This is a genomic window from Nonomuraea sp. NPDC049152, assembly GCF_040648355.1.
In the GTDB taxonomy this organism is placed as follows: domain Bacteria; phylum Actinomycetota; class Actinomycetes; order Streptosporangiales; family Streptosporangiaceae; genus Nonomuraea.
On record NZ_JBEZDO010000012.1, the window covers coordinates 106,180 to 129,214 of the forward strand.

29 protein-coding genes are annotated in these 23,035 nt (G+C 69.0%); 16 read left to right on the plus strand and 13 right to left on the minus strand.

Features of this window, described 5'->3' with window-relative positions:
- Positions 1-13: 13 nt before the first annotated feature.
- Together AB0B45_RS22820 and AB0B45_RS22825 are read right to left on the minus strand one after the other, a co-directional pair.
- Complete coding sequence (locus tag AB0B45_RS22820) at positions 14-220, minus strand: cold-shock protein (protein WP_358133601.1); 207 nt, start codon at positions 218-220, stop codon at positions 14-16.
- 204 nt (positions 221-424) lie between these two features.
- Complete coding sequence (locus tag AB0B45_RS22825; RefSeq protein ID WP_358133604.1) at positions 425-1,456, minus strand: lytic transglycosylase domain-containing protein; 1,032 nt, start codon at positions 1,454-1,456, stop codon at positions 425-427.
- Between the two features lie 171 nt (positions 1,457-1,627).
- On the opposite strand from AB0B45_RS22825, the gene AB0B45_RS22830 reads away from it, so the two are divergent.
- The 8 genes from AB0B45_RS22830 (at position 1,628) to AB0B45_RS22865 (ending at position 9,242) form a co-directional block, all read left to right on the plus strand.
- On the plus strand, positions 1,628-2,569 hold the full coding sequence (locus AB0B45_RS22830) for a GNAT family N-acetyltransferase (protein ID WP_358133606.1): 942 nt from the start codon (positions 1,628-1,630) through the stop codon (positions 2,567-2,569).
- Positions 2,566-3,261 carry a PIG-L family deacetylase gene (locus AB0B45_RS22835; RefSeq protein ID WP_358133609.1) on the plus strand — a complete coding sequence of 232 codons (696 nt, stop codon included), beginning with the start codon at positions 2,566-2,568 and terminating at the stop codon, positions 3,259-3,261. The genes AB0B45_RS22830 and AB0B45_RS22835 overlap by 4 nt, the downstream gene beginning before the upstream one ends.
- Positions 3,262-4,866, plus strand: a complete 1,605-nt coding sequence (locus tag AB0B45_RS22840; RefSeq protein ID WP_358133612.1) for an ABC transporter substrate-binding protein — start codon at positions 3,262-3,264, stop codon at positions 4,864-4,866.
- On the plus strand, positions 4,863-5,834 hold the full coding sequence (locus tag AB0B45_RS22845; RefSeq protein ID WP_358133614.1) for an ABC transporter permease: 972 nt from the start codon (positions 4,863-4,865) through the stop codon (positions 5,832-5,834). Before AB0B45_RS22840 ends, AB0B45_RS22845 begins: the two co-directional genes overlap by 4 nt.
- Entirely contained in the window at positions 5,831-6,658 is an 828-nt protein-coding gene (locus AB0B45_RS22850; RefSeq protein WP_358133616.1) for an ABC transporter permease, read from the plus strand. Before AB0B45_RS22845 ends, AB0B45_RS22850 begins: the two co-directional genes overlap by 4 nt.
- Entirely contained in the window at positions 6,655-7,626 is a 972-nt protein-coding gene (locus tag AB0B45_RS22855) for an ABC transporter ATP-binding protein (protein WP_358133619.1), read from the plus strand. The genes AB0B45_RS22850 and AB0B45_RS22855 overlap by 4 nt, the downstream gene beginning before the upstream one ends.
- Positions 7,623-8,579, plus strand: coding sequence for an ABC transporter ATP-binding protein (locus AB0B45_RS22860; protein ID WP_358133621.1), 957 nt, complete (start codon positions 7,623-7,625; stop codon positions 8,577-8,579). The genes AB0B45_RS22855 and AB0B45_RS22860 overlap by 4 nt, the downstream gene beginning before the upstream one ends.
- Positions 8,580-8,861: 282 nt before the next feature.
- Positions 8,862-9,242 carry a hypothetical protein gene (locus AB0B45_RS22865; RefSeq protein ID WP_358133624.1) on the plus strand — a complete coding sequence of 127 codons (381 nt, stop codon included), beginning with the start codon at positions 8,862-8,864 and terminating at the stop codon, positions 9,240-9,242.
- Between the two features lie 243 nt (positions 9,243-9,485).
- Here AB0B45_RS22865 and AB0B45_RS22870 read toward each other — a convergent pair whose 3' ends face one another.
- The 8 genes from AB0B45_RS22870 to AB0B45_RS22905 all read right to left on the minus strand — a co-directional run bounded on the left by AB0B45_RS22870 (position 9,486) and on the right by AB0B45_RS22905 (position 15,807).
- On the minus strand, positions 9,486-10,250 hold the full coding sequence (locus AB0B45_RS22870; protein ID WP_358133626.1) for an alpha/beta hydrolase: 765 nt from the start codon (positions 10,248-10,250) through the stop codon (positions 9,486-9,488).
- Complete coding sequence (locus AB0B45_RS22875; RefSeq protein ID WP_358133629.1) at positions 10,234-10,428, minus strand: class I SAM-dependent methyltransferase; 195 nt, start codon at positions 10,426-10,428, stop codon at positions 10,234-10,236. The genes AB0B45_RS22870 and AB0B45_RS22875 overlap by 17 nt, the downstream gene beginning before the upstream one ends.
- A 23-nt stretch (positions 10,429-10,451) precedes the next feature.
- Entirely contained in the window at positions 10,452-11,540 is a 1,089-nt protein-coding gene (locus AB0B45_RS22880) for an ABC transporter permease (RefSeq protein ID WP_358133631.1), read from the minus strand.
- Entirely contained in the window at positions 11,533-13,164 is a 1,632-nt protein-coding gene (locus AB0B45_RS22885; protein WP_358133634.1) for a sugar ABC transporter ATP-binding protein, read from the minus strand. The genes AB0B45_RS22880 and AB0B45_RS22885 overlap by 8 nt, the downstream gene beginning before the upstream one ends.
- Positions 13,161-14,198, minus strand: coding sequence for an ABC transporter substrate-binding protein (locus tag AB0B45_RS22890; protein WP_358133636.1), 1,038 nt, complete (start codon positions 14,196-14,198; stop codon positions 13,161-13,163). The genes AB0B45_RS22885 and AB0B45_RS22890 overlap by 4 nt, the downstream gene beginning before the upstream one ends.
- 254 nt (positions 14,199-14,452) lie before the next feature.
- Positions 14,453-14,869 carry a DUF2871 domain-containing protein gene (locus AB0B45_RS22895; protein WP_358133639.1) on the minus strand — a complete coding sequence of 139 codons (417 nt, stop codon included), beginning with the start codon at positions 14,867-14,869 and terminating at the stop codon, positions 14,453-14,455.
- 35 nt (positions 14,870-14,904) lie between these two features.
- Positions 14,905-15,399 (minus strand): cupin domain-containing protein, encoded by a 495-nt coding sequence (locus AB0B45_RS22900; protein ID WP_358133642.1) that lies wholly within the window; start codon positions 15,397-15,399, stop codon positions 14,905-14,907.
- Positions 15,400-15,435: 36 nt separating this feature from the next.
- On the minus strand, positions 15,436-15,807 hold the full coding sequence (locus AB0B45_RS22905; RefSeq protein ID WP_358133644.1) for a DUF4267 domain-containing protein: 372 nt from the start codon (positions 15,805-15,807) through the stop codon (positions 15,436-15,438).
- Between the two features lie 89 nt (positions 15,808-15,896).
- Here AB0B45_RS22905 and AB0B45_RS22910 point away from each other — a divergent pair, with 89 nt between their 5' ends.
- On the plus strand, positions 15,897-16,487 hold the full coding sequence (locus AB0B45_RS22910; protein WP_358133647.1) for a TetR/AcrR family transcriptional regulator: 591 nt from the start codon (positions 15,897-15,899) through the stop codon (positions 16,485-16,487).
- 124 nt (positions 16,488-16,611) lie between these two features.
- Here AB0B45_RS22910 and AB0B45_RS22915 read toward each other — a convergent pair whose 3' ends face one another.
- Positions 16,612-17,091 (minus strand): luciferase family protein, encoded by a 480-nt coding sequence (locus tag AB0B45_RS22915; protein WP_358133650.1) that lies wholly within the window; start codon positions 17,089-17,091, stop codon positions 16,612-16,614.
- Between the two features lie 168 nt (positions 17,092-17,259).
- Here AB0B45_RS22915 and AB0B45_RS22920 point away from each other — a divergent pair, with 168 nt between their 5' ends.
- Positions 17,260-17,445 carry a hypothetical protein gene (locus AB0B45_RS22920; RefSeq protein WP_358133652.1) on the plus strand — a complete coding sequence of 62 codons (186 nt, stop codon included), beginning with the start codon at positions 17,260-17,262 and terminating at the stop codon, positions 17,443-17,445.
- Between the two features lie 34 nt (positions 17,446-17,479).
- Here AB0B45_RS22920 and AB0B45_RS22925 read toward each other — a convergent pair whose 3' ends face one another.
- The gene (locus AB0B45_RS22925; protein ID WP_358133654.1) at positions 17,480-18,100 is read right to left on the minus strand and encodes a TetR/AcrR family transcriptional regulator; all 621 of its coding nucleotides are present in this window, start codon (positions 18,098-18,100) and stop codon (positions 17,480-17,482) included.
- Positions 18,101-18,171: 71 nt separating this feature from the next.
- On the opposite strand from AB0B45_RS22925, the gene AB0B45_RS22930 reads away from it, so the two are divergent.
- Positions 18,172-18,597 carry a hypothetical protein gene (locus AB0B45_RS22930; RefSeq protein ID WP_358133657.1) on the plus strand — a complete coding sequence of 142 codons (426 nt, stop codon included), beginning with the start codon at positions 18,172-18,174 and terminating at the stop codon, positions 18,595-18,597.
- Positions 18,598-18,653: 56 nt separating this feature from the next.
- Positions 18,654-19,046: a hypothetical protein gene (locus AB0B45_RS22935; protein ID WP_358133660.1), complete on the plus strand. Its 393-nt coding sequence runs from the start codon at positions 18,654-18,656 to the stop codon at positions 19,044-19,046.
- 166 nt (positions 19,047-19,212) lie between these two features.
- Here AB0B45_RS22935 and AB0B45_RS22940 read toward each other — a convergent pair whose 3' ends face one another.
- A complete protein-coding gene (locus AB0B45_RS22940; protein WP_358133662.1) occupies positions 19,213-19,842 on the minus strand; it encodes an HAD family phosphatase in 630 nt (209 codons plus the stop codon).
- Between the two features lie 73 nt (positions 19,843-19,915).
- Between AB0B45_RS22940 and AB0B45_RS22945 the strand changes: the two genes are divergently transcribed.
- The 4 genes from AB0B45_RS22945 (at position 19,916) to AB0B45_RS22960 (ending at position 23,025) form a co-directional block, all read left to right on the plus strand.
- Positions 19,916-20,656, plus strand: a complete 741-nt coding sequence (locus AB0B45_RS22945) for a DeoR/GlpR family DNA-binding transcription regulator (protein WP_358133665.1) — start codon at positions 19,916-19,918, stop codon at positions 20,654-20,656.
- A 444-nt stretch (positions 20,657-21,100) separates the two neighbouring features.
- Positions 21,101-21,730: a hypothetical protein gene (locus AB0B45_RS22950; RefSeq protein ID WP_358133668.1), complete on the plus strand. Its 630-nt coding sequence runs from the start codon at positions 21,101-21,103 to the stop codon at positions 21,728-21,730.
- An 81-nt stretch (positions 21,731-21,811) separates the two neighbouring features.
- Positions 21,812-22,144 carry a PadR family transcriptional regulator gene (locus tag AB0B45_RS22955; RefSeq protein ID WP_358133671.1) on the plus strand — a complete coding sequence of 111 codons (333 nt, stop codon included), beginning with the start codon at positions 21,812-21,814 and terminating at the stop codon, positions 22,142-22,144.
- Entirely contained in the window at positions 22,141-23,025 is an 885-nt protein-coding gene (locus AB0B45_RS22960; RefSeq protein ID WP_358133674.1) for a hypothetical protein, read from the plus strand. The genes AB0B45_RS22955 and AB0B45_RS22960 overlap by 4 nt, the downstream gene beginning before the upstream one ends.
- The last annotated feature ends 10 nt before the right edge of the window (positions 23,026-23,035 follow it).

Here is a 23,035-nt window from a genome sequence, read left to right on the forward strand (position 1 = left end):
GAGGCTTGCTACGTCAGGCGGCGACGATGTTCTCCGCCTGCGGGCCCTTCTGGCCCTGGGTGACGTCGAAGGACACCTTCTGGCCCTCGTGCAGCTCCCGGTAGCCGCCCTGGGCGACGATGTTGGAGTAGTGCGCGAAGACGTCGGCGCCGCCGCCGTCCTGCTCGATGAAGCCGAAGCCCTTTTCCGAGTTGAACCACTTCACGGTGCCAGTTGCCATGTCGATCTCCCTTGATAGGTGCAGAACCGGAATCCACACTGTGCGGATGCCGCGTCGCCGCGTTGAGCCCATCCGGAGATGACCGGAAAACAAAAAATGCACCTGAAGGTCACATCCCGTCAGGTGCACACAAGTTCGTATGGGTACCACAACTGCAACTGTCATGAGTCTAGCACACGTGAGGCCGTGCTCGCACGGAGGCGGTCAGGGGCCGGTCAGGCGACGGTCTCCGCGGGTGGTGACCACGAACACCTGCCAGTTGTAGTAGGCGTAGTAGTTCCTGATGTCCCGCTTCATCTGGCCCGCGTGCAGCAGCACCGCGTCGACGTACGCCTGTGAGTGGTTGTAGGCGAACAGCGCACGCCGGTAGTCGCGCGGCGCCCCCGACGCGTGCAGGTAGTTGGCCGCGGCGAGCACGGCGTCCCCGGTGTCATGGACGTCACCGCCCATCCCGTAGGCCGCCCACGTGCCCGGCATGAACTGCATGGGTCCCTGGGCGCCTGTGTGGCTCGGCGACCTGACGCGGCCGAACTTGGTCTCGACGAACATCACCGCCGCCAGCACCTCCCACTCGACGCCGAACCGGCGCTCGGCGCGCCGGAAGTGGCCGAGCAGGACATTCGCCGGCTTGGGCGGCCGCACGCGGAATTTCGCCGACCCGCTGATGGGCCGGACGAGGGAGAGCAGGCCCCGGGCGGCCGTGACGTTGTCCTTCGCCTCCTTCGCCAGGGCCTTCGGCAGCTTCGCGTAGGTGCGGGACGCGACTGTGGGATTGCGGGCGAGGTAGCGGTAGACGCGTTGCTGGTGCAGAGCCAGCAGCACCACCGGCTCGGGCGGCTCGCCCTTGCCCGGGTCCCCGTCGCGCACCCAGGCATCCGTCGCGCGCCGGAGGTCCGCGGTGGTGGCGGCCAGGGCACGGGCCAGCCGCGAAGGGTCCTTGGGGATCTCGGCGTCGGGGGCGGGCGCCTGTCTTGCCGGCTCCTTCGCCCGCGGCGTCGCCGACTGCTCAGGACCCGGCGCTGCCGCCGCCTGGCTGGGAGCGGGCGACGCCGCGCCCTGCGCGCCGGTGCAACCGGAGAGCACGACGGCCAGGCCGACGAGCGGCGCGACCATCAACCTCCCGCGCGCCCGGCCCGGGCGCCTGCCGCCCGAAACGTCTCCCCATGCGGGCAGCGCCCGCCCGCTCGGCCGGTGGTCGTACCCCGGCCCCGCCGTCCCCGCCTGCTGATCGTTCATCGGCCCCAACGTACCCCGAACGACTTTCCCCGGCGTCGCCGAGCGGATCTGGTAAGCCAACATTCCATAGTCACCCGAGACGAAGGAAAGTTTCTAGAGGGTAGCCGTAAGGGAAATTTTCTTCCTCGATCTTATTGACCTGGAGCCTTACCCGTCGCAAAGCTCTACTGCATGACGGTCACTGTGCGCGCGTTCGCCCCCGGGGACGAGCACTCCCTGATCGAATCCTGGAACCGGAGCCTGCCAGGGGACCCGACGACCGCGGCGTGGTTACGCGACTGCGTCCTGCTCGACCCGAACTTCGACCCCGAAGGCCTGCGGGTGGCCGTGACGGACGGGCACGTCGTGGGGTGCGCCTACGCCGTCCGCCGGTTGACGCCGCTCGCACCGGGCACGGACCTGGAGCCTGAGGCGGGCTGGATCCCGTTCTTCTTCGTCGAACCAGGGCACAGGGGCGGCGGGCTCGGACGGCGGTTGCTCACCGAGGCGCTGGACTTCCTGCGGGCCAGGGGACGGACACGGGTCGACTTCGCCTCCTACACGCCCAACTACGTACTGCCCGGCGCCGACCCCGAGCTCTACCCCGAAGGGTTCGGCCTGCTGACCAGCCTCGGATTCGGCACGCTCTACTCGCCGGTCGCGATGGACCGCACCCTGGTCGGCTACCTGACGCCGGAGGACGTGCACGAGCTGCGGGCCGAGCGGGAGAGCGAGGGGTACGGCTTCCGCAGCCCTGCCGACGGTGAACTGCCCGAGCTGATCAGGTTCGCCGCCGACGAGTTCAACCCCGACTGGGGCGAGGCGGTCCGCCACCACAAGGACACCACGCGCATGGTCATCGCCAAGAAGCGGGACCGGCTGGTGGGGTTCGCGCTCTACGCCGCCTACCGCGGCATCCCCGAGCGGTTCGGGCCGTTCGGCGTGGACCCCGGCGAGCGGGGCACCGGGCTCGGCAAGATCCTGCTCCACCTCACGATGACGAGGATGCGAGCCGAGGGCCTGCACTCCTCCTGGTTCCTCTGGACCGGAGAGACCAGCCCGGCCGGCCACCTGTACGCCAAGGCGGGATACCAGGTCACCCGCCGCTTCCACGTCATGAGGTGGACGGCATGACGCACATCGTGGCCATCGGCGCCCACGCCGGGGACATGGACCTCACGGCGGGAGCCGTACTCGCGCAGCACGTCCTCGAAGGACACCGCGCCACGCTCCTGCACCTCACCCTCGGCGAGCGCGGCCACCCGCGGCTGCCCGTCCCCGAATACGCCAAGCAGAAGCACGACGAGGCCGAGGCGTTCGCACAGGCGATCGGCGCCGAGGCCAGGTTCCTCGACTACGAGGACGGCCTGCTGCCCGAGGACGAGGACGTCAAGATGCGCGTCGGCGACCTGATCAGGGAGCTCCGGCCGGACATCGTCCTGACCCACTGGAGCCAGTCGATCCACAAGGACCACGCCCGCACGCACCGCATCGTCGAGGACGCCCGCTTCTACGGCGGGCTGAAGACACTGGAGCGAGAGCGGCCGGCGCACTGGGCGGGGCAGCTGTTCTACGCCGACAACTGGGAGGACGCCGAAGGCTACCGGCCCGACGTCTTCTTCGAGCTGACCGACGAGGCCTACCAGGTCTGGTCGGAGGCGATCACGGGCTACGCGTTCGCCCGTGGGGAGACGTACGGCTTCCCGTACGTCGACTACTACCGCGCCCTCACCATCGTGCGCGGCGCTCCGGCCGGTTTCCGCCGGGCCCAGGCCTTCGCGGCGCCGGTCGGCTCCCGTGACCTCCGCGTGAGAGGAACCTTCTGAATGAGACGTCCGACGACAGTCGTCTTAGCGCTGGCCCTGGCCGCCGCCGGTTGTTCGAGCGGCGGCGGACCCGGCCCCAAGAGTGAGGCGCCGCCCCTGGTGATGCACGCCATCGACGCAGGCACCTTCCAGGAGAACTTCAACCCGTTCCACCTCGAAGGCGTGAACTTCGGCACGACCGGGATGATCTACGAGACGCTCGAGTACTTCAACAAGCTCAAACCCGGCGAGGTCAAGCCGTGGCTGGCGTTGAGCCACGAGTGGGCCGATGACGGCAAGGCGCTCACCTTCACCCTGCGCCAGGGCGTGAAGTGGACCGACGGCAAGCCGTTCACCGCCGACGACGTGGCCTTCACCTTCGACACGATGACCAAGCACCCCGAGCTCAACAAGGGGGCGCTGGAGATCTCCGGCACCCAGGTGCTCGCGCCGGACAAGGTGCGGATCGACTTCAAGACCACGTCGTACGCCAAGCTCTTCAACATCTCCGGCAACACGGGCATCGTGCCGAAGCACCTGTTCGAGAAGGAGAACCCGGTCACCTTCACCAACCCCAAGCCGGTCGGCACCGGGCCCTACCAGCTCTCGAAATTCTCCGCCCAGCTCTATGAGATGACGAAGAATCCGGCGTACTGGCAGCCGGGCAAGCCCGTCGTCCCCACGATCAGGTTCCCCGCCTACACCGCCAACGCCGTGCAGACCGGACTCCAGCAGGGCGAGATCGACTGGGCGGGCGCGTTCGTGCCCGACATCGACAAGATCTACGTCCAGGGCAAGCCGGAGACCAACAAGTACTACTTCCCGCCCGAGGGCGTGGTCTCGCTCCTGCCGAACCTGACCCACCCCGTCCTGTCCAAGCCGGAGGTACGGCAGGCCATCAGCCTGGCCGTCGACCGCGACAAGATCGTCAAGGTGGCCGAGCGCGGCTACACCAAGGTCGCGCACCCGACCAGCATCCCGATGCCGGGCGGCGAGGCGTTCCTGCCGCCGCGGTACAAGGACGCGGCCTACCAGGTCGACGTCGAGAAGGCCAAGGAGCTGTTGAAGGGCGTCGACCCCGGCAGTCTCAAGTTCACCCTGCTGGTGCCCTCGCCGTTCACCGACTGGGTGAACGCCGCCCAGCTCATCAGGGAGGACCTGGCCAAGGTCGGCATCACGGTCGAGACCAGGGGCGTGGCCTTCCAGGACTGGGTCTCCAAGGTCGGCAAGGGGAACTTCGACCTGTCGATCAGGGCCACGCCCGCCGGGGCCTCGCCGTACTTCCAGATGAGGTCGCTGCTCTTCAGCGAGCTGGCCAAGCCCGTCGGCACCGCCGCCACCGGCAACTACCAGCGGTGGAAGGACCCGGAGACGGACAAGCTGATCAACGCCTACGCCGCCACCGAGGACCTGGCCGAGCAGCAGCGGGCCACCCAGGAGCTCGGCAGGATCATGGTGGAGAAGCTGCCGGTGCTGCCGTTGTTCTACAGCCCGTCCTGGGCGGAGTTCAGGACGAACAAGTACGTGGGCTGGCCGTCGGAGCAGGACCCGTATGCGATGCCCTCGCCGTACACCTCGCCCGACGCCGCCGTGGTGCTGCTCAACCTGAGGCCCGCGGGCACGTGAGGTTCCTGACCAGGCGGCTCGGGTTCTACCTCCTCACGGCCTGGGCCGCCGTCACGCTCAACTTCCTGATCCCCCGGATGATGCCGGGGGATCCGGTGGACCTGCTGGTGGCCAGGCTCAAGGGCAACGTGGACCCGGCCGCGATCGACGCGATGAAGAAGGCGTTCGGGATCAGTGACGCCAACCTGTGGACGCAGTACCTGGACTACCTGGGCAACCTGTTCAGGGGCGAGCTGGGCCGCTCGATCACGTTCTTCCCGACAGAGGTGTCCACGGTCATCGCCGACAGCCTGCCGTGGACGATCGGGCTCGTCGGCATCGCCACGCTGATCAGCTACGTGGCCGGCACCTCGCTCGGGGTGCTGATGGCCTGGAAGCGCGGCACCTGGCTCGACGGGGCGCTTCCGGCGGCGACGTTCCTGCACGCGGTGCCGTACTTCTGGGTGGCCCTCGTGCTGGTCTTCGTCTTCGGCTCGACGCTGCGGTGGTTTCCCGGCTCGCGAGCGTACGGGCTGGAGGTGACACCCGGCTTCGACGGGGAGTTCCTGGCCAGCGTGGCCTACCACGCGACGCTGCCCGCGGTCACGATCGTGCTGGCCTCGATGGCCGACCGCATCCTCGGCATGCGCAACGTCATGGTCACCACGCTCGGCGAGGACTACGTGGTCATGGCCGAGGCCAAGGGGCTGACCAGCCGCCGCGTCATGTGGGCCTACGCCGCCAGGAACGCGATCCTGCCCAACATCACGAGCTTCGCGCTCAGCCTCGGCTTCGTGGTCGGCGGCTCGGTGCTGACCGAGATCGTCTTCTCCTATCCGGGCATCGGCTCGATGTTGCTCAAGGGCGTGGAGAACGAGGACTTCCCGCTCATGCAGGGCATCTTCCTGGTGATCTCGCTGGCCGTCCTCGTCGCGAACCTGCTGGCCGACCTCGCCTACGTGATCCTCGACCCAAGGACGCGCCAATGAAAATCCGCATAGGCGCCGGCATCCTGCTCTTCTTCACGCTGATGGCGATCTTCGGGCCGCTGCTGCTGTCCACCGACCCGGCCGCGACCAGCGACGCCGGACTCCAGGGGCCCTCCGCGGAGCACTGGCTCGGCACCACGCAGACCGGCCAGGACGTGCTCACCCAGATCGTGCACGGCTCGCGGATCTCGATGGGCGTCGGCCTGCTCTCGGCCGTCATCGCCACCGCCTTCGCCATCGCCGTGGGCCTGGTCGGCGGCTACTTCGGCGGCGCGGTCGACGAGGTGCTCTCGGTGCTCACCAACATCTTCCTGGTGCTGCCCGCGCTGCCGCTGATCATCGTGTTGGCGGGCTACCTGCCCCAGCGCGGCGTCGCGTCGGTCGCGGTGGTGATCGCCGTGACCGGCTGGGCGTGGGGTGCCCGCGTGCTGCGCGCCCAGACCCTGTCCGTACGGCGGCGCGACTTCGTGGAGGCGGCCAAGGCCAGCGGCGAGGGCCCGTTCCGCATCGTCTTCTTCGAGATCCTGCCCGTGCTGCTGCCCGTGATCGCCACCAGCTTCCTGGCGACCGTGGTCGGCGCCATCCTGGCCGAGGCGGGGCTCTCCTTCCTCGGCCTGGCCGACCTGTCCACGGTGAGCTGGGGGAGCATGCTCTACTTCGCGCAGAACGGCCAGGCGCTGCTGATCGGCGCCTGGTGGTGGTTCGTGCCGCCAGGGCTCTGCATCGCGCTCATCGGCACCGGCCTGGCGCTGGTCAACTTCGGCCTGGACGAGGTCGCCAACCCGCGGCTGCGCACGATCAAGGTTCGGAAGGCTCGCGCATGAACGTCATGGAAGTCCGCGGGCTCGGCGTCGACTACCTGTCGTCGAGCGGCGCCGTGCACGCGGTCGCCGACGTCTCCCTCGACCTGCGGCGCGGCGAGATCCTCGGGCTGGCGGGGGAGAGCGGCAGCGGCAAGTCCACCCTCGCGCACGCGATCGGGCGGCTGCTGCGTCCACCGGCCACGATCACCGGCGGCTCGGTGACCTACCACCGGCCCGACGGTCCGGCCGTGGACGTGCTGAAGCTGAAACGGGAGGAGCTGCGCGCCTTCCGGTGGAGGGAACTGGCGGTCGTCTTCCAGAGCGCCATGAACTCCCTCAACCCGGTCAGCACCGTCGGAGCTCAGATCGACGATGTGCTCCGCATCCACGTCCCCGACCTGCCGCGCAAGGCGCGCACCGAACGCTCGGTGGAGCTGCTGCAGCGGGTCGGCATCAGCGCGGACCGCAGGCGCAGCTACCCGCACGAGCTGTCCGGCGGCATGCGCCAGCGCGCGGCGATCGCCATCGCGCTGGCGCTCAACCCCGAGATCATCATCATGGACGAGCCCACGACCGCGCTCGACGTGGTGGTGCAGCGCGACATCCTTCACGAGATCAGGGCCCTGCGCGAGGAGTACGGCTTCGCGGTCATGTTCATCACCCACGACCTGTCGCTGCTCATGGAGATCTCCGACCGGATCGCCATCATGTACGCGGGCAGGGTCGTCGAGACCGGCACCGCCAGAGCCCTGCACCAGGCTCCGCGCCATCCGTACACGCTGGGCCTGCTGCGCTCGTTCCCGCGCCTGCACGGGCCGCGCGAGGAGCTGCTCGGCATCCCCGGCACCCCGCCCGACCTGCGCTCACTGCCGCCCGGCTGCGCCTTCCACCCGCGCTGCCGCTTCGCCTTCCACGCCTGCGACTCGACGCTGCCACAGCTCGATCCCGACGTGGCCTGCCTGCTCAACGAGGGGAAGGGGGTCCGATGAGCGCGGTCGTCCTCGAAGGCAGGAACCTCACCAAGCACTTCAAGGCCGCCCGCGGCCGGGGCAGCGTGCGCGCGGTCGAGGACGTGTCGCTGACGCTGCGGGCCGGGTCGGTGACGGCGCTGGTGGGGGAGAGCGGCTGCGGCAAGAGCACCGTGGCCAGGCTGCTGGCCCAGGTGTACCCGCCGACGTCGGGCGAGGTGCTGCTGCGCGGGGAGAAGGTGAAGGGCTTCAGGGAGTACCGGCGGCAGGTGCAGCTGATCTTCCAGGACCCGTTCGCCTCGCTCAACCCCTTCCACCGGGTCCGCTACCACCTGGCCAGGCCGATGCGCGTCCACGGGCACGTGCGCTCGGACGCGCACGAGCGCGAGCTGGTGGCCGAACTGCTGGAACGGGTCAGTCTCACGCCCGTCGAGCAGTTCATGGACAAGCTGCCGCACGAGCTGTCGGGCGGGCAGCGGCAGCGGGTGGCGATCGCCCGCGCGCTCGCCGTACGGCCGGTCGCGCTGATCGCGGACGAGCCCGTCTCCATGCTCGACGTGTCGATCAGGCTCGGGGTGCTGCGGCTGCTGGAGGAGCTGGCCGACGACAGCGGCCTGGCGCTGCTGTACATCACGCACGACATCGCCAGCGCCCGCTACTTCGCCGAGGACATCACCGTCATGTACGCGGGGCGGCTGATCGAGAGCGGCCCCGCCGAGGCGCTCACCCAGGCGGCCCGCCACCCCTACACCCGGCTGCTGCTGGACTCGGCGCCCGATCCCGACAGGGTGACGCGGCCCGACCGCACCAGGCACGGCGAGCCGCCCAGCCTGGTCTCGCCGCCGAGCGGGTGCCGCTTCCACCCGCGCTGCCCCGTCGCGCTGCCGGTCTGCTCCTCCGAGGTGCCGGGCCGTACCGATCTCGGCGACGGCCGATGGACGCACTGCTGGCAGGCCGATGGAGCGGTCGGGTAGGGAAGTGCTCTCGCGGACCCCGCCGGCGGGTCCGGCCGTACGTCAGGTCGTCGGCGGGGCGATGCCGAGCCGGTCGAACGCCGCGGCCGCACTCGGGGAGTACGGGGGACGAGCGCGAGGGCGGTGGCCAGGGGTATCACGGGCAGCACGTAGCAGTGGTCGTAGTCGGCGGTCGCGGCCGGCGCTTCGGTCAGGAGAACACCCTTTGGCCCGCCCAACACTTTGCCTGATCGGGAAGCGCCTGGCTGCTGCCGTACGGGCGTGGAGGGGTACACGGGCGACATGGACCGCGACAAATCGGGCAAGAGTGGTATTTCCCGCGAGCTGTGTGACTGGTGCGGCACGGTGATCTCGGACGGGACAGAGATTCACGGCTTGGCACCGGACTCCTCCATGATCCATGCCAGTATCCCCGGGTTCGACGGCCGGCGCTTTCTGACGGCCTGCAACCACGAGCACCTGGTAGCCCTGTACGAGCACTACCGCCGTCGGCCCTTCGTCGACGAAGAGCTGTGGGCGGGGAAGATCGCCAGAGCGTTGAACGGCACCGCCGAAGAGCTCACCATCGAGGACCTGACCGACGCCACCGGCTTGAGCCGGGAACAGGTCGAACGGTGCATGGCATGGCTCGAAGCCCAGCTCCACCGGCCGCGCGACCGATGATGACGCGCTCCCGGCCTGTCCCGGGGCGCCGCGCCCGTCCAGGCCGCCCTGCGGCAGCGTGCCCCCTAACCACCACGAGCTGTCTGCCGCATGCCCGCATCATGGACACCGGCCTGCGCACGTTCTACGGAATGATCCCGCCACCGGTTCCTCGGCCAGAACCCGCTCCCTGAGCAGGTCAACGTAGCCTGAGCCGCCTGGCTGACCGGGCGAACGGCGCACCGGCGCGGGTTTCGCTCGCCCTCAGCTGGACCCGCGTGTCTCGCGGAGGAACCGCAGCAGGAGGTCGGTCACCTCGGCGGGCCGTTCCAGGCTGGGCAGGTGACCGGCCCAGGGCAGCTCGTGGTGACGGGCGTCGGCGAGCCGGTCCGGCAGCCGGGCCGCGATCTCGCGGAAGTCCGGCAGGTCGAGGCCGCCGGACACGGCCAGGCAGGGGGCCGTGATCAGTGACAGGTCCACCTCTGCCTTGACCTGGGCGAACTCCTCGGTCACGGCCAACTGGACGTCGAACGCGTGCCGCTGCATCTGACGGACCCGCTCCCTGACCGCGTCGTCGGCCTCCGGGCCCAGGAAGGTCTCCACATTCAGATCGACGGCTCCGTCGATGTCACCGGCGGCGATCAGCGCGTCCTCTCGCCCGGCGAAGGACCTCAGCGCCTCGCCGGGCACGTGGTCGGGAGAACCGGAACAGAGCAGTGCGAGAGCTGTGACCATGTCCGGCCAGCGCGCCGCCAGCTCCAGGGCGACCCGGCCGCCATAGGAGGATCCGATCAGCGTCGCGTGCTCGATGCCGAGGCCCTTCAGCAGGTCGGCGACATCTTCGGCATTGTTGTACGGGCGGTCCGGCATCGGAGACTCACCGAACCCGCGCAAGTCACAGCGGACCACTCGGTATCCGGCATCGAGGAGGGCCGTCCACTGCGGATCCCACATGCGTCGATCGCACACCGCCGAATGCAGGAGCACCAGCGCAGGACCGTCACCAGCCACTTCATGAGAAAGAGTCATACGGCGGGACCCTAGTGTAACCGCCCTCCTGCGAGTGGAAGCGGACCTCGGCGCCCGCCTCGCGGGCCCGCTCCTCGCCCCAGGCCAAAGCCGTGGGGGAGAGGTCGACGGCGTCCACCTCGAAGTCGAGCGAGGCAAGGTGGATGGCATTGCGGCCCGGCCCGCAGCCCAGATCCACACTCGGTCATGAGCGCGAGCGGGTCAACCGCTGGTGGCCGACCGCCTGGTGTTCAGCTGGTCGAATCCGACCGCGACAAGGATGAGCACACCGATGGCGATCTGGAGGTAGAAGGCGTTGATCGCCAGGAGGTTGCCGCCGTTGTTGAGGACACCCATGATCAGCGCTCCGGTGGCGGCGCCGATCGCGCTTCCCTTCGCGCCGAAGAGGCTCGCGCCACCGATGACACAGGCGGCGATCGCGTTGAGCTCGAAGCCCGTGCCGGCGGTGGGGATGCCCGCTCCCAGCCGGGAGGCGAGCAGCACCCCGCCGAGACCGGCGAGCAGGCCTGAGATCATGTAGACCGAGACCGTCACCATGCGGACGGGCACGCCGGCCAGGCGGGCCGACTCGGGGTTCGAGCCGACGGCATAGATGTAGCGGCCGAAGACCGTCCTGGTGAGCACGAACCACATCACGGCGGTGACCACGGCGGCGATGATGAGCAGGTTCGGAATGCCGAGGACGGTGCCGTTGGCGATGACCTGGAACGCCTCCGGCACACCCTGGATGGTCTGGGCGTCGGTGGTGACCAGGACTATTCCGCGGGCGATGCCGAGCATGCCCAGGGTCGCGATGAACGGCGGTAGCAGGGCCCGGGTCACCAGCAGGCCGTTGACGATCCCGAGCCCCGTGCCGATCCCCACTCCGAGCAGGATCGCCGGCAGAATCGGCATGCCGGCGACCAGGAACTGCGCGGTGGAGGCGCCTGACAGGCCGAGGATCGACCCGACCGACAGGTCGATCCCGGCGGTCAGGATGACCAGGAGCTGGCCGACCGCGATGATCCCGAAGATCGCGACCTGCCGGGCGAGGTTGGCCAGGTTGTTGCCGGTGAGGAACTCGTCGCTGGCAAGCGTGAGGGCGCCGATCGCGACGAGCAGGACGACGAGTCCGCCGCTCTCTCGTCCCGCGATGTCCCCCAGCGTGATGACTCGTCGTGGGAGCGCGGCCTGCTGCTCGGGCGACAGCCTCGCCCTCGGCACCGTCTCCAGGCCCGGTCCCTCACCGCCCGGCGGCTTGTTGGTGATCGTCGTGGTCACGATCGGCTCACGCCAGATCAGCTTAGGCATCTCGGCTCACCCCTCCTGGGTCGTCTGGCGTCGGTGGAGTCGTGCTCCGAGGCGCCCGGACCTTGCCCGAGACCGATGACGTTCCGTCAGGGGTCGCCGGCGTCGCGTCCCCGGCGGCTGGGATCTCGGCGCCGCCGGTACCGCTCGCCAGGCGGAGTACGTCCTCCTCGGTGGCGGATCCGGGAAGCTCGCCCGCTACCGCCCCGTCGCGCAGCACAAGGATGCGATCGGCGAGACCCAGCAGCTCAGGGAGATACGACGAGACCACGATGATTCCCAGCCCTTTCGCGGCCAGGTCTCCGATGACCGTGTAGAGCTCGCCCTTGGCTCCGACGTCGATGCCCTTCGTGGGCTCGTCGAACATCAGCATCTTCGGCTTGGTGAGCAGCCATCGGGCCAGCAGGACCTTCTGCTGGTTGCCGCCGGACAGCGTCGACACCGGCTGGTCGTAGGAACCGGCCCGCAGCCGCAGGCTGTCGAGCAGCCGATCCGCCTCTTCGGCCTGCTCGCGGCCGGGCAGGAGACCACGGCGGGAGCCGCTGCGCAGGCTGGCGATGGTGACGTTCTCCCTGATCGAAAGCTCAGGCAGCAGTCCCAGCACCTTGCGGTCCTCGGTGAGCAGTCCTACCCCGGCGTTCATCATCGTGCGAGGGCTGGACGGTTTCACCGGCTTGCCCTCGACCTCCAGCTCACCGGCCACGGTAGGAGCGGCGCCGAAGATGGACAGCAGCAACCCGCTGCGCCCCGACCCCAGCAGCCCTCCAATACCGAGGATCTCTCCGGCTCCGACGTGGAGGTCGATGCTCGGCGAGCGCTCGAACCTGCGCAGTCCCCGCACGCGCAGCGTCGGCGTTCCGGCGTGCCGGTGGGTCTCCGGATAGAGAGAGCTGATCTCCCGGCCGACCATCGCGGTGATCAGCCGGTCCTCGTCGTAGTTGCTGATCGGCCCATGCTCGGACAGGCTCCCGTCGCGCAGGACGGTCACCCAGTCGCCGATCTCGAACATCTCCTCGAGCCGGTGGGTCACGTAGAGCATCGCGATACCGCGCTCGCGCAGCCGCAGGATGTGCTCGAGGAGTCGCGCCGACTCAGCCTCGGTGAGCGCCGTGGTCGGCTCGTCGAACACGATCACCTTGACGGAGTCCGCGGTCAGCACCTTGGCGATCTCCACGAGCTGGCGCGTGGCCGCCGGGAGCCGTTCCACGATCGCGTCCGGGCTGAGATCCTTCAGGCCGACCTCGTCGAGGGCCTCCCTGGCCCGGGTGCGCAGCCGGCTCCTGGCGATGATCCCGGTACGCGCGGGAAGGCGGCCCATGAACAGGTTCTCCGCGACCGACAGGTGCGGAAGAAGGCTGAGCTCCTGGTAGACGGCCTGAACACCGGCCGCGCGCACCGATGCGGGGGTCGGCGCGGTGACCGGCCGGCCCTCGATCTCGTAGCTGCCGCTGTCCCGGCGCAGCGCGCCCGTCAGCACCCGGATCAGGGTCGACTTCCCCGCGCCGTTCTCGCCCGCGAGGCAGTTCACCTGACCGGGGAGCAGACGGAGTGAGACGTCGGTGAGCGCCTGGACGGGGCCGAAGGCCTTGGAGACGCCCTGCAGTTCGACGACCGGCTGGACCATCATTCCGCCTTCATCGTCGGCGGGTGGAGCAGTTGCTTCACATCGGGCTCGTTCATGTTCTTCTTGTCCGCCACGACCGCCCCGGGATCGATGTCACGCGGCGGGATGCGGTTGACCGAGGCCATCCCGGCCGCCAGGACGCCCTGGTAGCCGAAGAAGTAGGGGTTCTGCACCACGAGCGCGTCGATGGTGCCGGCGGCGAGCGCGGCGTTCTCCTGCGGGTCGGAGTCGAAGGCCACGACGGGGACGGTGTCGGTGGCCTTGTTGTCCTGGATCGCCCGAGCCGCGCCGACCCCTGAGGTGTTGTTGTCCGCGAACACCCCCGCCAGGTCGGGGTTGGCGGTCAGCGCATCGTTGACCTGCGACGCCGCGGTGTTGATGTCATTGTTGTTGAAGCGCTGCAGCGCCACCTTGACCTGCGGGCAGTTGTTCGCGAGGCCCTGCTTGAATCCGGCGTCCCTGTCGACCAGTGACTGGATGCCGGCCACGGAGGACTCGATCATGACGGCGCCGCTCGTCTTGTCCTGCGCCTTGAGCAGGTCGCACATGCGCTTGCCTGCCTGCATCCCGGCCTTGAGGTTGTCGGTGCCGATGAACCCCTCCGAGGCGGTGGTCACGCGGCTGTCCACGGTGATGACCTTGAGGCCCGCCTTGCGCGCCCGGTCGATCGCCGAGTTCAGGGCGCTGGAGGAGTTGGGCGCGATGACAAGCCCGTCAACGCCCCGGGAGATGGCGTTCTCCACCAGTTGCACCTGCTGGTCGATGTTCGTCTCGGACGTGGGGCCGAAGGTGCTCACCTTGATGCCGAAGTCGCCGCCTGCCTGCTTCGCCCCGGCGATCATGGTCTGCCAGAACGAGGAGTCACTCGCCTTGATGACCACGTCGATCTTCTTGCCGCTCGCCGCCCCGCCCGCGCCTCCGCCGGTCGCCTGGCTGGCCGAACTCGTCGCCCTGCCTCCCACAACTCCCAGCACCAGCGCCACCAGCGCGATGGCCGCGACGAGCGACAGCGAGAAGACGATACGTGAGCGAGCCATGGCGGCCTCCTGAAATGCCTTCAGGGAATCTCGACAGGCGTCTCAGGTGGCTTCACTTGACACACCGGTGAGGTGCGCCCATGGAGAACTTTTCAACAAGGACTCAAAACAGTGGGTCGCTTCCAGCAAAGCCCGGGAAGTGTCTCGGCGGAAACTAGTAAAAAGAAAAGAACTCATTACTCGCCGATACCGACGGTTCGGACCTGCTGTCTGCGCGACAGCAGGTCCGGGTCCGTGGTACGGCGGTTGCGAGATCAGCCTGCGGCGCTATTGGCGGGGATCCGCTTGCCGAGGTTGACGAAGAACAGGATCAAGCCCACGGTGAGCACGATGTGTCCCAGCCCGGCGATGCCGGAGACCGCCGCGCCGGTCTGGACGCCGAGGACCGTCAGGGTGCCGTGGACGGTCATCACGACAACGGTCAACGCGACACCCGCGTTGTAGACCCAGAAGAACCAGTTGAAGAGTTTGCCGGCGGTCAGCGTGAAAACCTTCTCCAACACCAGCACGATGAGGTGGAAGAGCATCCCGAGTGCGAGCAGGTGCGTGTGCACGACTCCGAGTTGGGTGTCGCCGGTGAAGTCGTTCAACTTGGTGAGCTCGCGGTAGTACAGGCCGCTGATCACGCCGAGAATCATGTAGGTGTGTGCCGCGTAATAGAGCTTTCTCACGATGGTCTCCCAAGAGGATGGTTCTTCGGCAGGCTTCAGGCTCTGGCGTCGTTCCAGGTCGCGCTGTTGAGGAAGTAGGTGTCATACAGCTCCTGGACATCCAGCAGGCTCTCGGGCGGCACCTTGCCGTAGGCGACGCGCTCCAGGTGGCGGAAGTACTCGAACCGCTCGACGCCGGGGGTGATGACGATGAGGATGTCGGCGTCGTGTCCGGGTGCGGCGGCGAAGGCGTGCGCGAGACCGGGCGGCACGATGACCAGGTCGCCGCGTTCGGCGGTCACGACCTGGTCGCCGGACAGGAGCTGGGCGGTGCCGTCCAGCATGTAGAACAGCTCGGCCGAGTTGGAGTGGTGGTGCGGCTTGGCGCCGTCCGCGCCGTCGTTCAGGGTGACCCGCTGCGTGGACAGCGCGCCTCCGGTCGAGCTGCTGTCGGCCAGCAGCCGGATGGTGGTGGGGGCCTGGCCGATCACTTGGGCGTCCGCGGAGCGGACGATCACGGACTGGTCGAATTCCGGCACGATCAGTGACATCTGCGTGAGTCCTTGGGGGGAGGGGTGTTTGGAGGTTCAGACGGCGAAGAGGAGGGCGGCGCTGATGAGGACGACCACGGCGGTGGCGAAGTGGATGCCGAAGGCGGCGGCCCTGGTGCCGCCGTGCCGCAGGACGATGGCGGTGTCGCCGAGAGGGGTGAGGGCGACGGCCAGCATGAACCAGCCCACGGCGTGGGCGTCCGCGAACGCGATCAAGGCGAGGCCGATGACGCCGGAGGTCAGGTCGCGCAGGCCCTTGATGGTCAGGTAGGCGGCGTCTCCGTCCTGCTTGGCGGGGACGCCGTAACCCGCGGCCGCGGCTTGGGGGGTGACGAGGAATCGCGCGCCGATGAAGGCGACGAAGAGGACGAGGACGATGGCCAGGCCGTAGGCAAGGGGGGTGAGCATCGGATTTCTCCAGGTGCTAGCGATGCTAGGAACAAGAGCGACACTAACATAGCTTCGATAGAGGTTCTAGCGGTGCTAGCGTTGCGAGCATGTCGATTCAGTCGCGCCGGGAGCGCGAGCGGGCGAAGCGGGAGCGGTTGATCATCACAGCGGCCCGGGAGCTGGCCGAGGCCGAGGGCTGGGAGGCGGTGACGACCCGGCGCCTCGCCGAACGGGTCGAGTACAGCCAACCGGTGCTCTACAGCCATTTCACGGGAAAAGACGCCATCATGGCGGCGGTCGCGGTGGAGGGCTTCGCCGACGTCGCCGCCGAGCTGCGCGCGGCCCGTACGGCGGCGACCGACCCTCGACAGGCCCTCGCCGCCGTCAGCGCCGCCTACGCCGCGTTCGCCGAGCAGCGACCCGCGCTGTACGAGGCCATGTTCAGCCTGGCCACCGACCTGCCGTTCGCCACCCCCGAAGCGCCGGCCGCCCTGCACGCGGCCTTCGGCGAGCTAAGGGAGGCCGTACGGCCACATGCGGGTGACGACGACCTCGGCCTGCTCACGGAGACCTTCTGGAGCAGCCTGCACGGACTGATGACGCTCATGCGCGGAGGCAGGCTCCCGCGCGAGAACCACGACCGGCGCCTGGCCATCCTGGTCGGGCGCTTCTCCTGTCCACCCGCTGATCACGCCTGACCATCGCGCGACACGCGCTCGGCCGCGGTCGTCGGCGTTCGGGCAGTCGTCGGGCTGTCCACACCGTAGATCCCGGATGCTTCGGCGGCCGACGAAATGTCCGGGCGAACGCTAAGCACCCCTGTCATCGACCCTTCTCGGTCGAGGCCTGCTGCCAGGAGGCACGCAGGGCGGCGAGGACGACGTCCAGTTCGCCGTCGTCGCGGGGCGCGTACAGCATCACGATCGTGTCCGGCCATTCCGGGCGCAGACTGATCGGGTGCTGCTCTGCCCACCCCGCCTCGACGAGCGGGGCAAGCAACGGCCGCGGCAGGGTCAGATGGAGGAAGCCGGCCCGGTGGATGTGCCCGAACTCGTCCGTGCTGGGATGCAGGAACGCCTCCCACGGGCCGAGAGGCTGACGCAGCCGCAGGGCCAGCGAGGAGGGTTCCGATACCTGGCTGGGCCCGGTGAACACGCCAGGCAGCGCCTGCGCCTGCTTGACCAGCTCCGCCCTGACCCGCGGCGGAGAGAACATGTCGAGCTGGTCATGCGGAATCTCCAGCCCCGTGGTCGTCGGCCGCTCGCCGTGCCGCCGCGGTGGAGTCAAGAGGTTCGGATTCATGAGCTGCCACACTTTCTGTGCGTGGTTACTTGTTGTGTGTGGCCATGAGTCTGGTGGCAGTGCCGGGACGGCGGAAGAAGGCACTTCGTCCGGCGTAACACACACCGATGTGCCCTCGGCTTCTCCACCCCGACGTCGGCCGGCTCCCGCGAGCGTCAAGGTCATTTCGTGCAGCCACTCGCGCCCGCAGGTCCGCGACAGATCGGTGCCTTCCGGTTGAGCGGTGTGCTCGGCAGGGGCGGGCAGGGGTCGGTGTACCTGGGTGAGGACGCCGCCGGGGTCAAGGTGGCGGTGAAGGTGCTGCACACGCAGGCGGTGGGGGACCAGGACGCGCATCGGCGGTTCGCCACGTGAGGCCGGGCGGCGAACCTGGCAGACGCGTCCACCGTCAGGCAGGGCCGCCCGCTCGCCTGCGCGCTCCACTGAGAAGGTGCCGGATCGCCAGGGAGTACTCGTCCCTGACCCGGAGCTTGTCCTGGGCAGGCGCCTCGGCGAGCGCCATCCCCGCGGCGCCGAGAATGTGGAAGGTGATGCGGGCCATCGGCTCCAGCGGCAGCGGCGGCACCTCCCCGCTGTCCACGAGCGCCTGGATGAGCTGCTCGATGAGGCCGTAGGCGTACTTCTCCTCGCATTCCTTCCAGCGCTGCCAGCCCAGCGCGAGGGGCGCCTCCTGCCAGACCACGCGTCCGTAGTCCGGGTCGCAGCAGTGGTCGAGGAACGTCTCCGTGGCTGTCATCGCCGCCTGCCAGGTGTCGGTCGCGGTGGCGGCCGACTCGATCACATGGCGGATCATCTCGGTCTCCAGCGCTTCGACCACCGCCTCGAACAGCGCGGTCTTGTTCGCGAAGTGGTGATAGACCGCGCCACGGCTGGCCTGGATGTCCGCCGCTACGTCCTCGAGCGCGGTCCCGGCGAAGCCGTGCTTGGCGAAGCGACGCGTGGCCGCTTCGAGCAGCGCGGCCTTGGTCGCCTGCGAGTACTGCTCGCGGCGGCTCTTGACAGGTGGCATGCGGGAAGTATACGACATGCACTGTGTATGTTTCCGACACGAAGTAGGTGTCCAGGTTGTCGTGGAACCGGGTGCATCGCCGCCATCAGCTGGTCCATGCCGTGCTGGCCGCCGGGCTGACGACCGTTCCTCCCGAACTGGCCGCGGAGGTCGACGTCGAGTTCGGCGACTTCGGCGGCTTCCTTCAGGAGGTTCAGCGGCGATGGCACCGGGCGTTCGACGCCCGGCTGGACGAGGTGCTCGAGCAGCAGCCGCAGGACATCCACGACGCGCTGGTCCGGCTCTGGCGGGACCTGGCTCTCACGATGCCCGCGGCGAGGCTCATGCTGGACGCGAACGCCGATCATCCCGCGCTCGTCGAGCCGGCCGAGCAGCACCGGCGCCTGCTCCACGCCGCGACCGGAGTCGTCCTGAGTCCTGCGCCTCTCACGGAGCCGCCCGAGGGCCGCGGGAAACGGTGCCTGTGGGCACTCCTCTTGCGCACCTCCATCACGTGAGGGGACGGAGTCCGAGTCGCGCTTCACTCGTGTGCCGCTTTCGATTGGGAGTACGTATGAAACGATTTCTCGCGTTCTTATGTAGTGGTCTGCTCGCCGGCTCGCTGGTCGCACCTCCTGCCGCCGCGGCAACGGCGGGCGGTGTACGGCTCAAGCTCAGCTTCGGGTGGTGCAAGACGGCCTGCGAGATCCGCATCAAAGTCACGAACAACAGCCGGTACAACATCGACTGGGTCGGGGGCACCTGCCGCCTCAGGGTCAACGGACGCTTCGTGGGGAAGGGGACGATCTATATCGGCCCGATCAAGCGCGGCCATTCCCGCAGTAGCACCTGCAACGTGGTCGATTCGCGATTGGAAGACGCCTGGTGGGACTACGAGAACGGCGACGCGGTCTTCTCGACGTACGCCACCGCGAAGGGTGTCTACCACTACCGCTATCGCCGCTGAGCTCTTCCCGACCATGACACCCGCGCCATCAGATCGTCGTTTTTGAACGGAAAGCTCGCCCGCGCTCCGGCCGCCGGGTGGCGGTCACTCCGCGCGGGAAGGCCGGGGGAACCCCCTCCGTGCCGGGCCGCTCCCGCCACGGACGGTGGCCCGCCCGCGCGGTGCCTCACCCACCGGCCCTCGCGCCGGCGACCGGCGACAGCCCCAGGCGTGCCAGGTCCGCGCGCAGCCCGGCAACGTCGGTGAACAACACCGATCGGATGCCCAGAGCCTCGGCTGCCCGCACGTTCTCCTCGCGATCGTCGACGAACAGCACGTCACGTGGTGCGGCCCCGAGCCGGGCGGTCAGCCGGTGGAAGATCTCCGGGCTGGGCTTCACCAGGCCCAGGTCGGCGCTGTAGAGGCGATGCCTGAACAGGGACGCCCAGGGTCGCTCGTCCACCATGCGGGCGAGTTCGATCGGCGCGTTCGACAGCAGGGCAAGCGGCGTGCCGCCGCCGGTCAGCTCCGCCAGGAGTCCGACGGTCTCCTCGTTGATGTGTGCCCATGTACGGACGTCGAGCGCCACCAGCACCTCGACCAGGTCGGCGTCCGCAGGCGCGTTCAGGTGCCCGCACACCTCGCGCCAGAAGTCGGCGGCGGTCACGGCGCCGAGGTCGTACGGCGGCCGGTGCGCCCAGTACGCCGGCCAGAACCGCTCCGGCTCGACCCCCACCGTCTGCGGCAACAGCGCACCGGCGTGCTCCGGCGGGGCGAGGCTGATGACGCCCGCGTAGTCGAACACGATCCATTGCATGGAGACCTCCCTGCTCTCGTTGACTTTCTAACACATATCTTGTTCGATCGACCATGTGGAAAGTTTGCAACGAGTGGATACGCTCATCGAACGGTTGCGGACCACTGAGCACGTCACCGTGAGCGAATTGGCCAGGGAGACCGGCGCGTCCGAGATGACCATCCGGCGCGATCTCGACCAGCTCGCGGAGCGTGGGGTGCTGCGCAGAGTGCGAGGCGGCGCGGTCAGCCTGCTGCTACGCGGCGAGGCCATGCCGTTCGCCGTACGCGAGCACGAGGCGGTCGAGACTAAGCAGCGGATCGCCGCCGAGGTGAACGGGCTGCTCTCCGACGGGGAGGCCGTGGTCCTCGACTGCGGGACGACCACGCTCACCATCGCTAACGCGATCGTCGGGCGGCGTCTCACCGTCGTACCGCTCGACCTGCACGCCGCGAACGCGCTCAGCGGCGCCCCCGAGATGCGGCTGCTGGTTCCCGGCGGCCGGACCAGGCCCGGCGCCCTTGCGTTCACCGGGCCGCTCACCGAGGGGTCGCTGGCCTCGCTGCGCGTCGACACCGCCGTCCTCGGGGTGTGCGGGCTGTCGGTCGAGCACGGGCTGACCGCGCATGACCTCGACGAGGTTCCGGTCAAGCGGGCCGCCATCGCGGCGGCCAGGCGCGTCGTCGCCGTGTGCGACGGGGCCAAGTTCGGCAGGACCGGTCTCGGGCTCGTGTGCCCCGTCACCGCGCTCGACGTGGTGGTCACCGATAGGTCCGCACCGGAGGCGGCCGTCGCCCGGCTGCGGGACGCCGGGGTCGAGGTGCGCCTCGTCTGAACCCTCCGCCCGCCTTCGGGAGATGGGGAGCGCTCGTGGAACCCGGATCAGGCGTTCTCGACCGGCAGTCCGGCCCCGGCCCAGTCCTCGATGCCGTCGGCGTACAGGCGGACGTTCCGGTACCCGAGCCGCTTCAGCTCGGCGGCGAGGGCCGGGCCCCGCTCGCAGTCCGCCCCGCATCGTGCGGCGGCTCATCGACGACGCCCGCGCCACCGGAGCCCTGCCGGGGGACGTCGCCTTCATGGACGTCGTGACGATGCTCGTGCGCATCGCCCGCCCCTCCCTGGACCGCTCGACGCGGACGAGAAGCACGCCTTCGCCCGGCGGCACCTGGAGCTCTTCATCCGCGGGCTCAGGGCGATGGCCCGCCCGGACTAGGAGTTCATGGAACGGGTCGGTGGAGGGCACACTGGGAGTGAGGACCCCGCTCCGGAAGGTTCGCGTATGGACGGCCAAGCCAGCGGGAAGCCGGCCGGCGTCCTGGACAACCCCGTCGTCGGAATGGCCCCGTGGATCATCTTCTCCGTGCTCGTCGGCCCCGGCCGGTTCGAGTTGTCCGTGGCGCTCGCGCTGGCCGTGTCCGTCCTTCTCATGGTGGCGGACCGGGTCCGGCGGGGCGGTTCCCTGAAGCTGCTCGAGGTAGCGGAGGTGGTCTTCTTCGCCGCCTTGGCGGTAGTGGGTCTGTTCGCGAGCGAGGGCACGCGCCGCTGGCTGGAGACGTACGCGGGTGAGGTGTCGAACATCGCGCTGGTCCTGATCGCCTTCGGGTCCATGGCGGCGCGGATGCCGTTCACCCTCCAGTACGCCCGCGAGCAGGTCGACCGCGCGTACTGGCAGTCGCCGGCCTTCCTTCACACCAATTATGCGATCACCGGCGTCTGGGGGCTGGCCTTCCTGATCGCGGCGGTCGCGGGCGGCTATGGGGATCTCGTCCTGGGCGACCCGGACAACCTCTGGACCGGCTGGATCATTCAGATCGCCGCGATCATCGGGGCCGTGCGGTTCACCGCGTGGTATCCCGGCGTCGTGCGAGCGCGAGTCCGGCGGGAGCGCGGTACAGGCCAAGGCGCCTGAGTCGCTGGGGAGGGTGCCTCGTGACGGCGGATCCATCGGATCTGTTGCCCTAACTCCGTTTAACGGAGTATCTTGATCGTCGTGCCAAGGAGATCAACGGAAGTCAGCGAGCCGATGTACTTCGTGCTCGCCGCGCTGCTCGACGGGCCCCTGCACGGGCACGCCATCGTCGGCAAGGTCATCGAACTGTCGCGCGACCGCGTCAAACCGTCGATCAGCACCCTCTACGGCATCCTGGAACGCCTCACCGCCCAGGGCACCCTCAGCATCGACCGCGAAGAGGTTGTCGACGGCCGCAACCGCCGCTACTTCCGCATCACCGACCGCGGCAGAGCCATCGCCGAGGCCGAGGCCGAGCGCATGCATCACGCCGCCAACGTGATCAGAAGCCGCCCCGACCTGGGGCTGACGTGACACCACTGGAACGGCGCTACCGGCGGCTGATGCGGGCCTACCCCCGCGCCTACCGCTCAGCGCACGGCGAGGAGTTACTCGACGTCCTGCTCGCCCACACCGACGCCCTGCGCTCCAGACCACCACTGAAAGAGGTGGCCGGACTCCTGCTCAACGGAGTACGCGAACGGGCCTGGCAGGCCACCACGACACCGATGTGGGCCGACGCCCTGCACCTCGGCGTCACCGCGCTCTGCGCAACCAACCTCGCCGCAGCCCTGCCCTACGCCGCCTCCATCCCCGCCTGGTGCGCACTGTCGGCGCTCGCCCTGATCCTCGTGATCCTCGGCCGGGTACGGCTCGCGCTGCCCCTGGCCCTCACAGCCGGGATCAAGGCATGGGCGATCGGCACCGGCGTCATCTTCGCCGACGCCACCCTCCTGCCCGTCGAGCCGGCCTTCCTGACCCACCACGCCCTCTACGCCCTCAGCGGCCCGATCGGCGCCACCGCCGGACCGCTGCTGGCCTGCGCGGGCCTGACCATCCTGGCCCTGCGCGCCGAGCGGCCACGACGCAGGTCGCTGTGGTGGATGGCCGCGGTACCCCTGCTGGCCGCCGCCGATCCCGCCTGGATGGCCCTCGACGACCCCACCCCCGTCGTCCTGCTCAGAATCACCACCGAGGCCGCCGCCCTGACCTGCGCGGTATGGGCGGGCCGGCTGACCGGCGACCAACGCTGGGCACTGGCCGCCGCCCTCTACCTGGTGGCCACCTCCGCCGCCGTCGGCGAACACCTGAACGTCCAACCACGCCAGAACCTCGCCTACTGGGGCCTGCTGGCGTTCCTCACCCTCGTCGCGGCCCTCGTGCCGCACGGGTCGCGCACACGCGCGTTCGACTGATCTGGAGAAT

What these genes read in the sequence shown, in the direction of transcription:
- AB0B45_RS22910 (WP_358133647.1), top strand. Translation starts at nt 15,897, where the DNA reads ATGTCGATTCAGTCGCGCCGGGAGCGCGAGCGGGCGAAGCGGGAGCGG.
- AB0B45_RS22825 (WP_358133604.1), bottom strand. Translation starts at nt 1,456, where the DNA reads ATGAACGATCAGCAGGCGGGGACGGCGGGGCCGGGGTACGACCACCGG.
- AB0B45_RS22880 (WP_358133631.1), bottom strand. Translation starts at nt 11,540, where the DNA reads ATGCCTAAGCTGATCTGGCGTGAGCCGATCGTGACCACGACGATCACC.
- AB0B45_RS22850 (WP_358133616.1), top strand. Translation starts at nt 5,831, where the DNA reads ATGAAAATCCGCATAGGCGCCGGCATCCTGCTCTTCTTCACGCTGATG.
- AB0B45_RS22870 (WP_358133626.1), bottom strand. Translation starts at nt 10,250, where the DNA reads ATGACTCTTTCTCATGAAGTGGCTGGTGACGGTCCTGCGCTGGTGCTC.
- AB0B45_RS22860 (WP_358133621.1), top strand. Translation starts at nt 7,623, where the DNA reads ATGAGCGCGGTCGTCCTCGAAGGCAGGAACCTCACCAAGCACTTCAAG.
- AB0B45_RS22940 (WP_358133662.1), bottom strand. Translation starts at nt 19,842, where the DNA reads ATGCAATGGATCGTGTTCGACTACGCGGGCGTCATCAGCCTCGCCCCG.
- AB0B45_RS22865 (WP_358133624.1), top strand. Translation starts at nt 8,862, where the DNA reads ATGGACCGCGACAAATCGGGCAAGAGTGGTATTTCCCGCGAGCTGTGT.
- AB0B45_RS22925 (WP_358133654.1), bottom strand. Translation starts at nt 18,100, where the DNA reads ATGCCACCTGTCAAGAGCCGCCGCGAGCAGTACTCGCAGGCGACCAAG.
- AB0B45_RS22820 (WP_358133601.1), bottom strand. Translation starts at nt 220, where the DNA reads ATGGCAACTGGCACCGTGAAGTGGTTCAACTCGGAAAAGGGCTTCGGC.
- AB0B45_RS22950 (WP_358133668.1), top strand. Translation starts at nt 21,101, where the DNA reads ATGGACGGCCAAGCCAGCGGGAAGCCGGCCGGCGTCCTGGACAACCCC.
- AB0B45_RS22835 (WP_358133609.1), top strand. Translation starts at nt 2,566, where the DNA reads ATGACGCACATCGTGGCCATCGGCGCCCACGCCGGGGACATGGACCTC.
- AB0B45_RS22840 (WP_358133612.1), top strand. Translation starts at nt 3,262, where the DNA reads ATGAGACGTCCGACGACAGTCGTCTTAGCGCTGGCCCTGGCCGCCGCC.
- AB0B45_RS22900 (WP_358133642.1), bottom strand. Translation starts at nt 15,399, where the DNA reads ATGTCACTGATCGTGCCGGAATTCGACCAGTCCGTGATCGTCCGCTCC.
- AB0B45_RS22905 (WP_358133644.1), bottom strand. Translation starts at nt 15,807, where the DNA reads ATGCTCACCCCCCTTGCCTACGGCCTGGCCATCGTCCTCGTCCTCTTC.
- AB0B45_RS22855 (WP_358133619.1), top strand. Translation starts at nt 6,655, where the DNA reads ATGAACGTCATGGAAGTCCGCGGGCTCGGCGTCGACTACCTGTCGTCG.
- AB0B45_RS22935 (WP_358133660.1), top strand. Translation starts at nt 18,654, where the DNA reads ATGAAACGATTTCTCGCGTTCTTATGTAGTGGTCTGCTCGCCGGCTCG.
- AB0B45_RS22885 (WP_358133634.1), bottom strand. Translation starts at nt 13,164, where the DNA reads ATGATGGTCCAGCCGGTCGTCGAACTGCAGGGCGTCTCCAAGGCCTTC.
- AB0B45_RS22915 (WP_358133650.1), bottom strand. Translation starts at nt 17,091, where the DNA reads ATGAATCCGAACCTCTTGACTCCACCGCGGCGGCACGGCGAGCGGCCG.
- AB0B45_RS22890 (WP_358133636.1), bottom strand. Translation starts at nt 14,198, where the DNA reads ATGGCTCGCTCACGTATCGTCTTCTCGCTGTCGCTCGTCGCGGCCATC.
- AB0B45_RS22830 (WP_358133606.1), top strand. Translation starts at nt 1,628, where the DNA reads ATGACGGTCACTGTGCGCGCGTTCGCCCCCGGGGACGAGCACTCCCTG.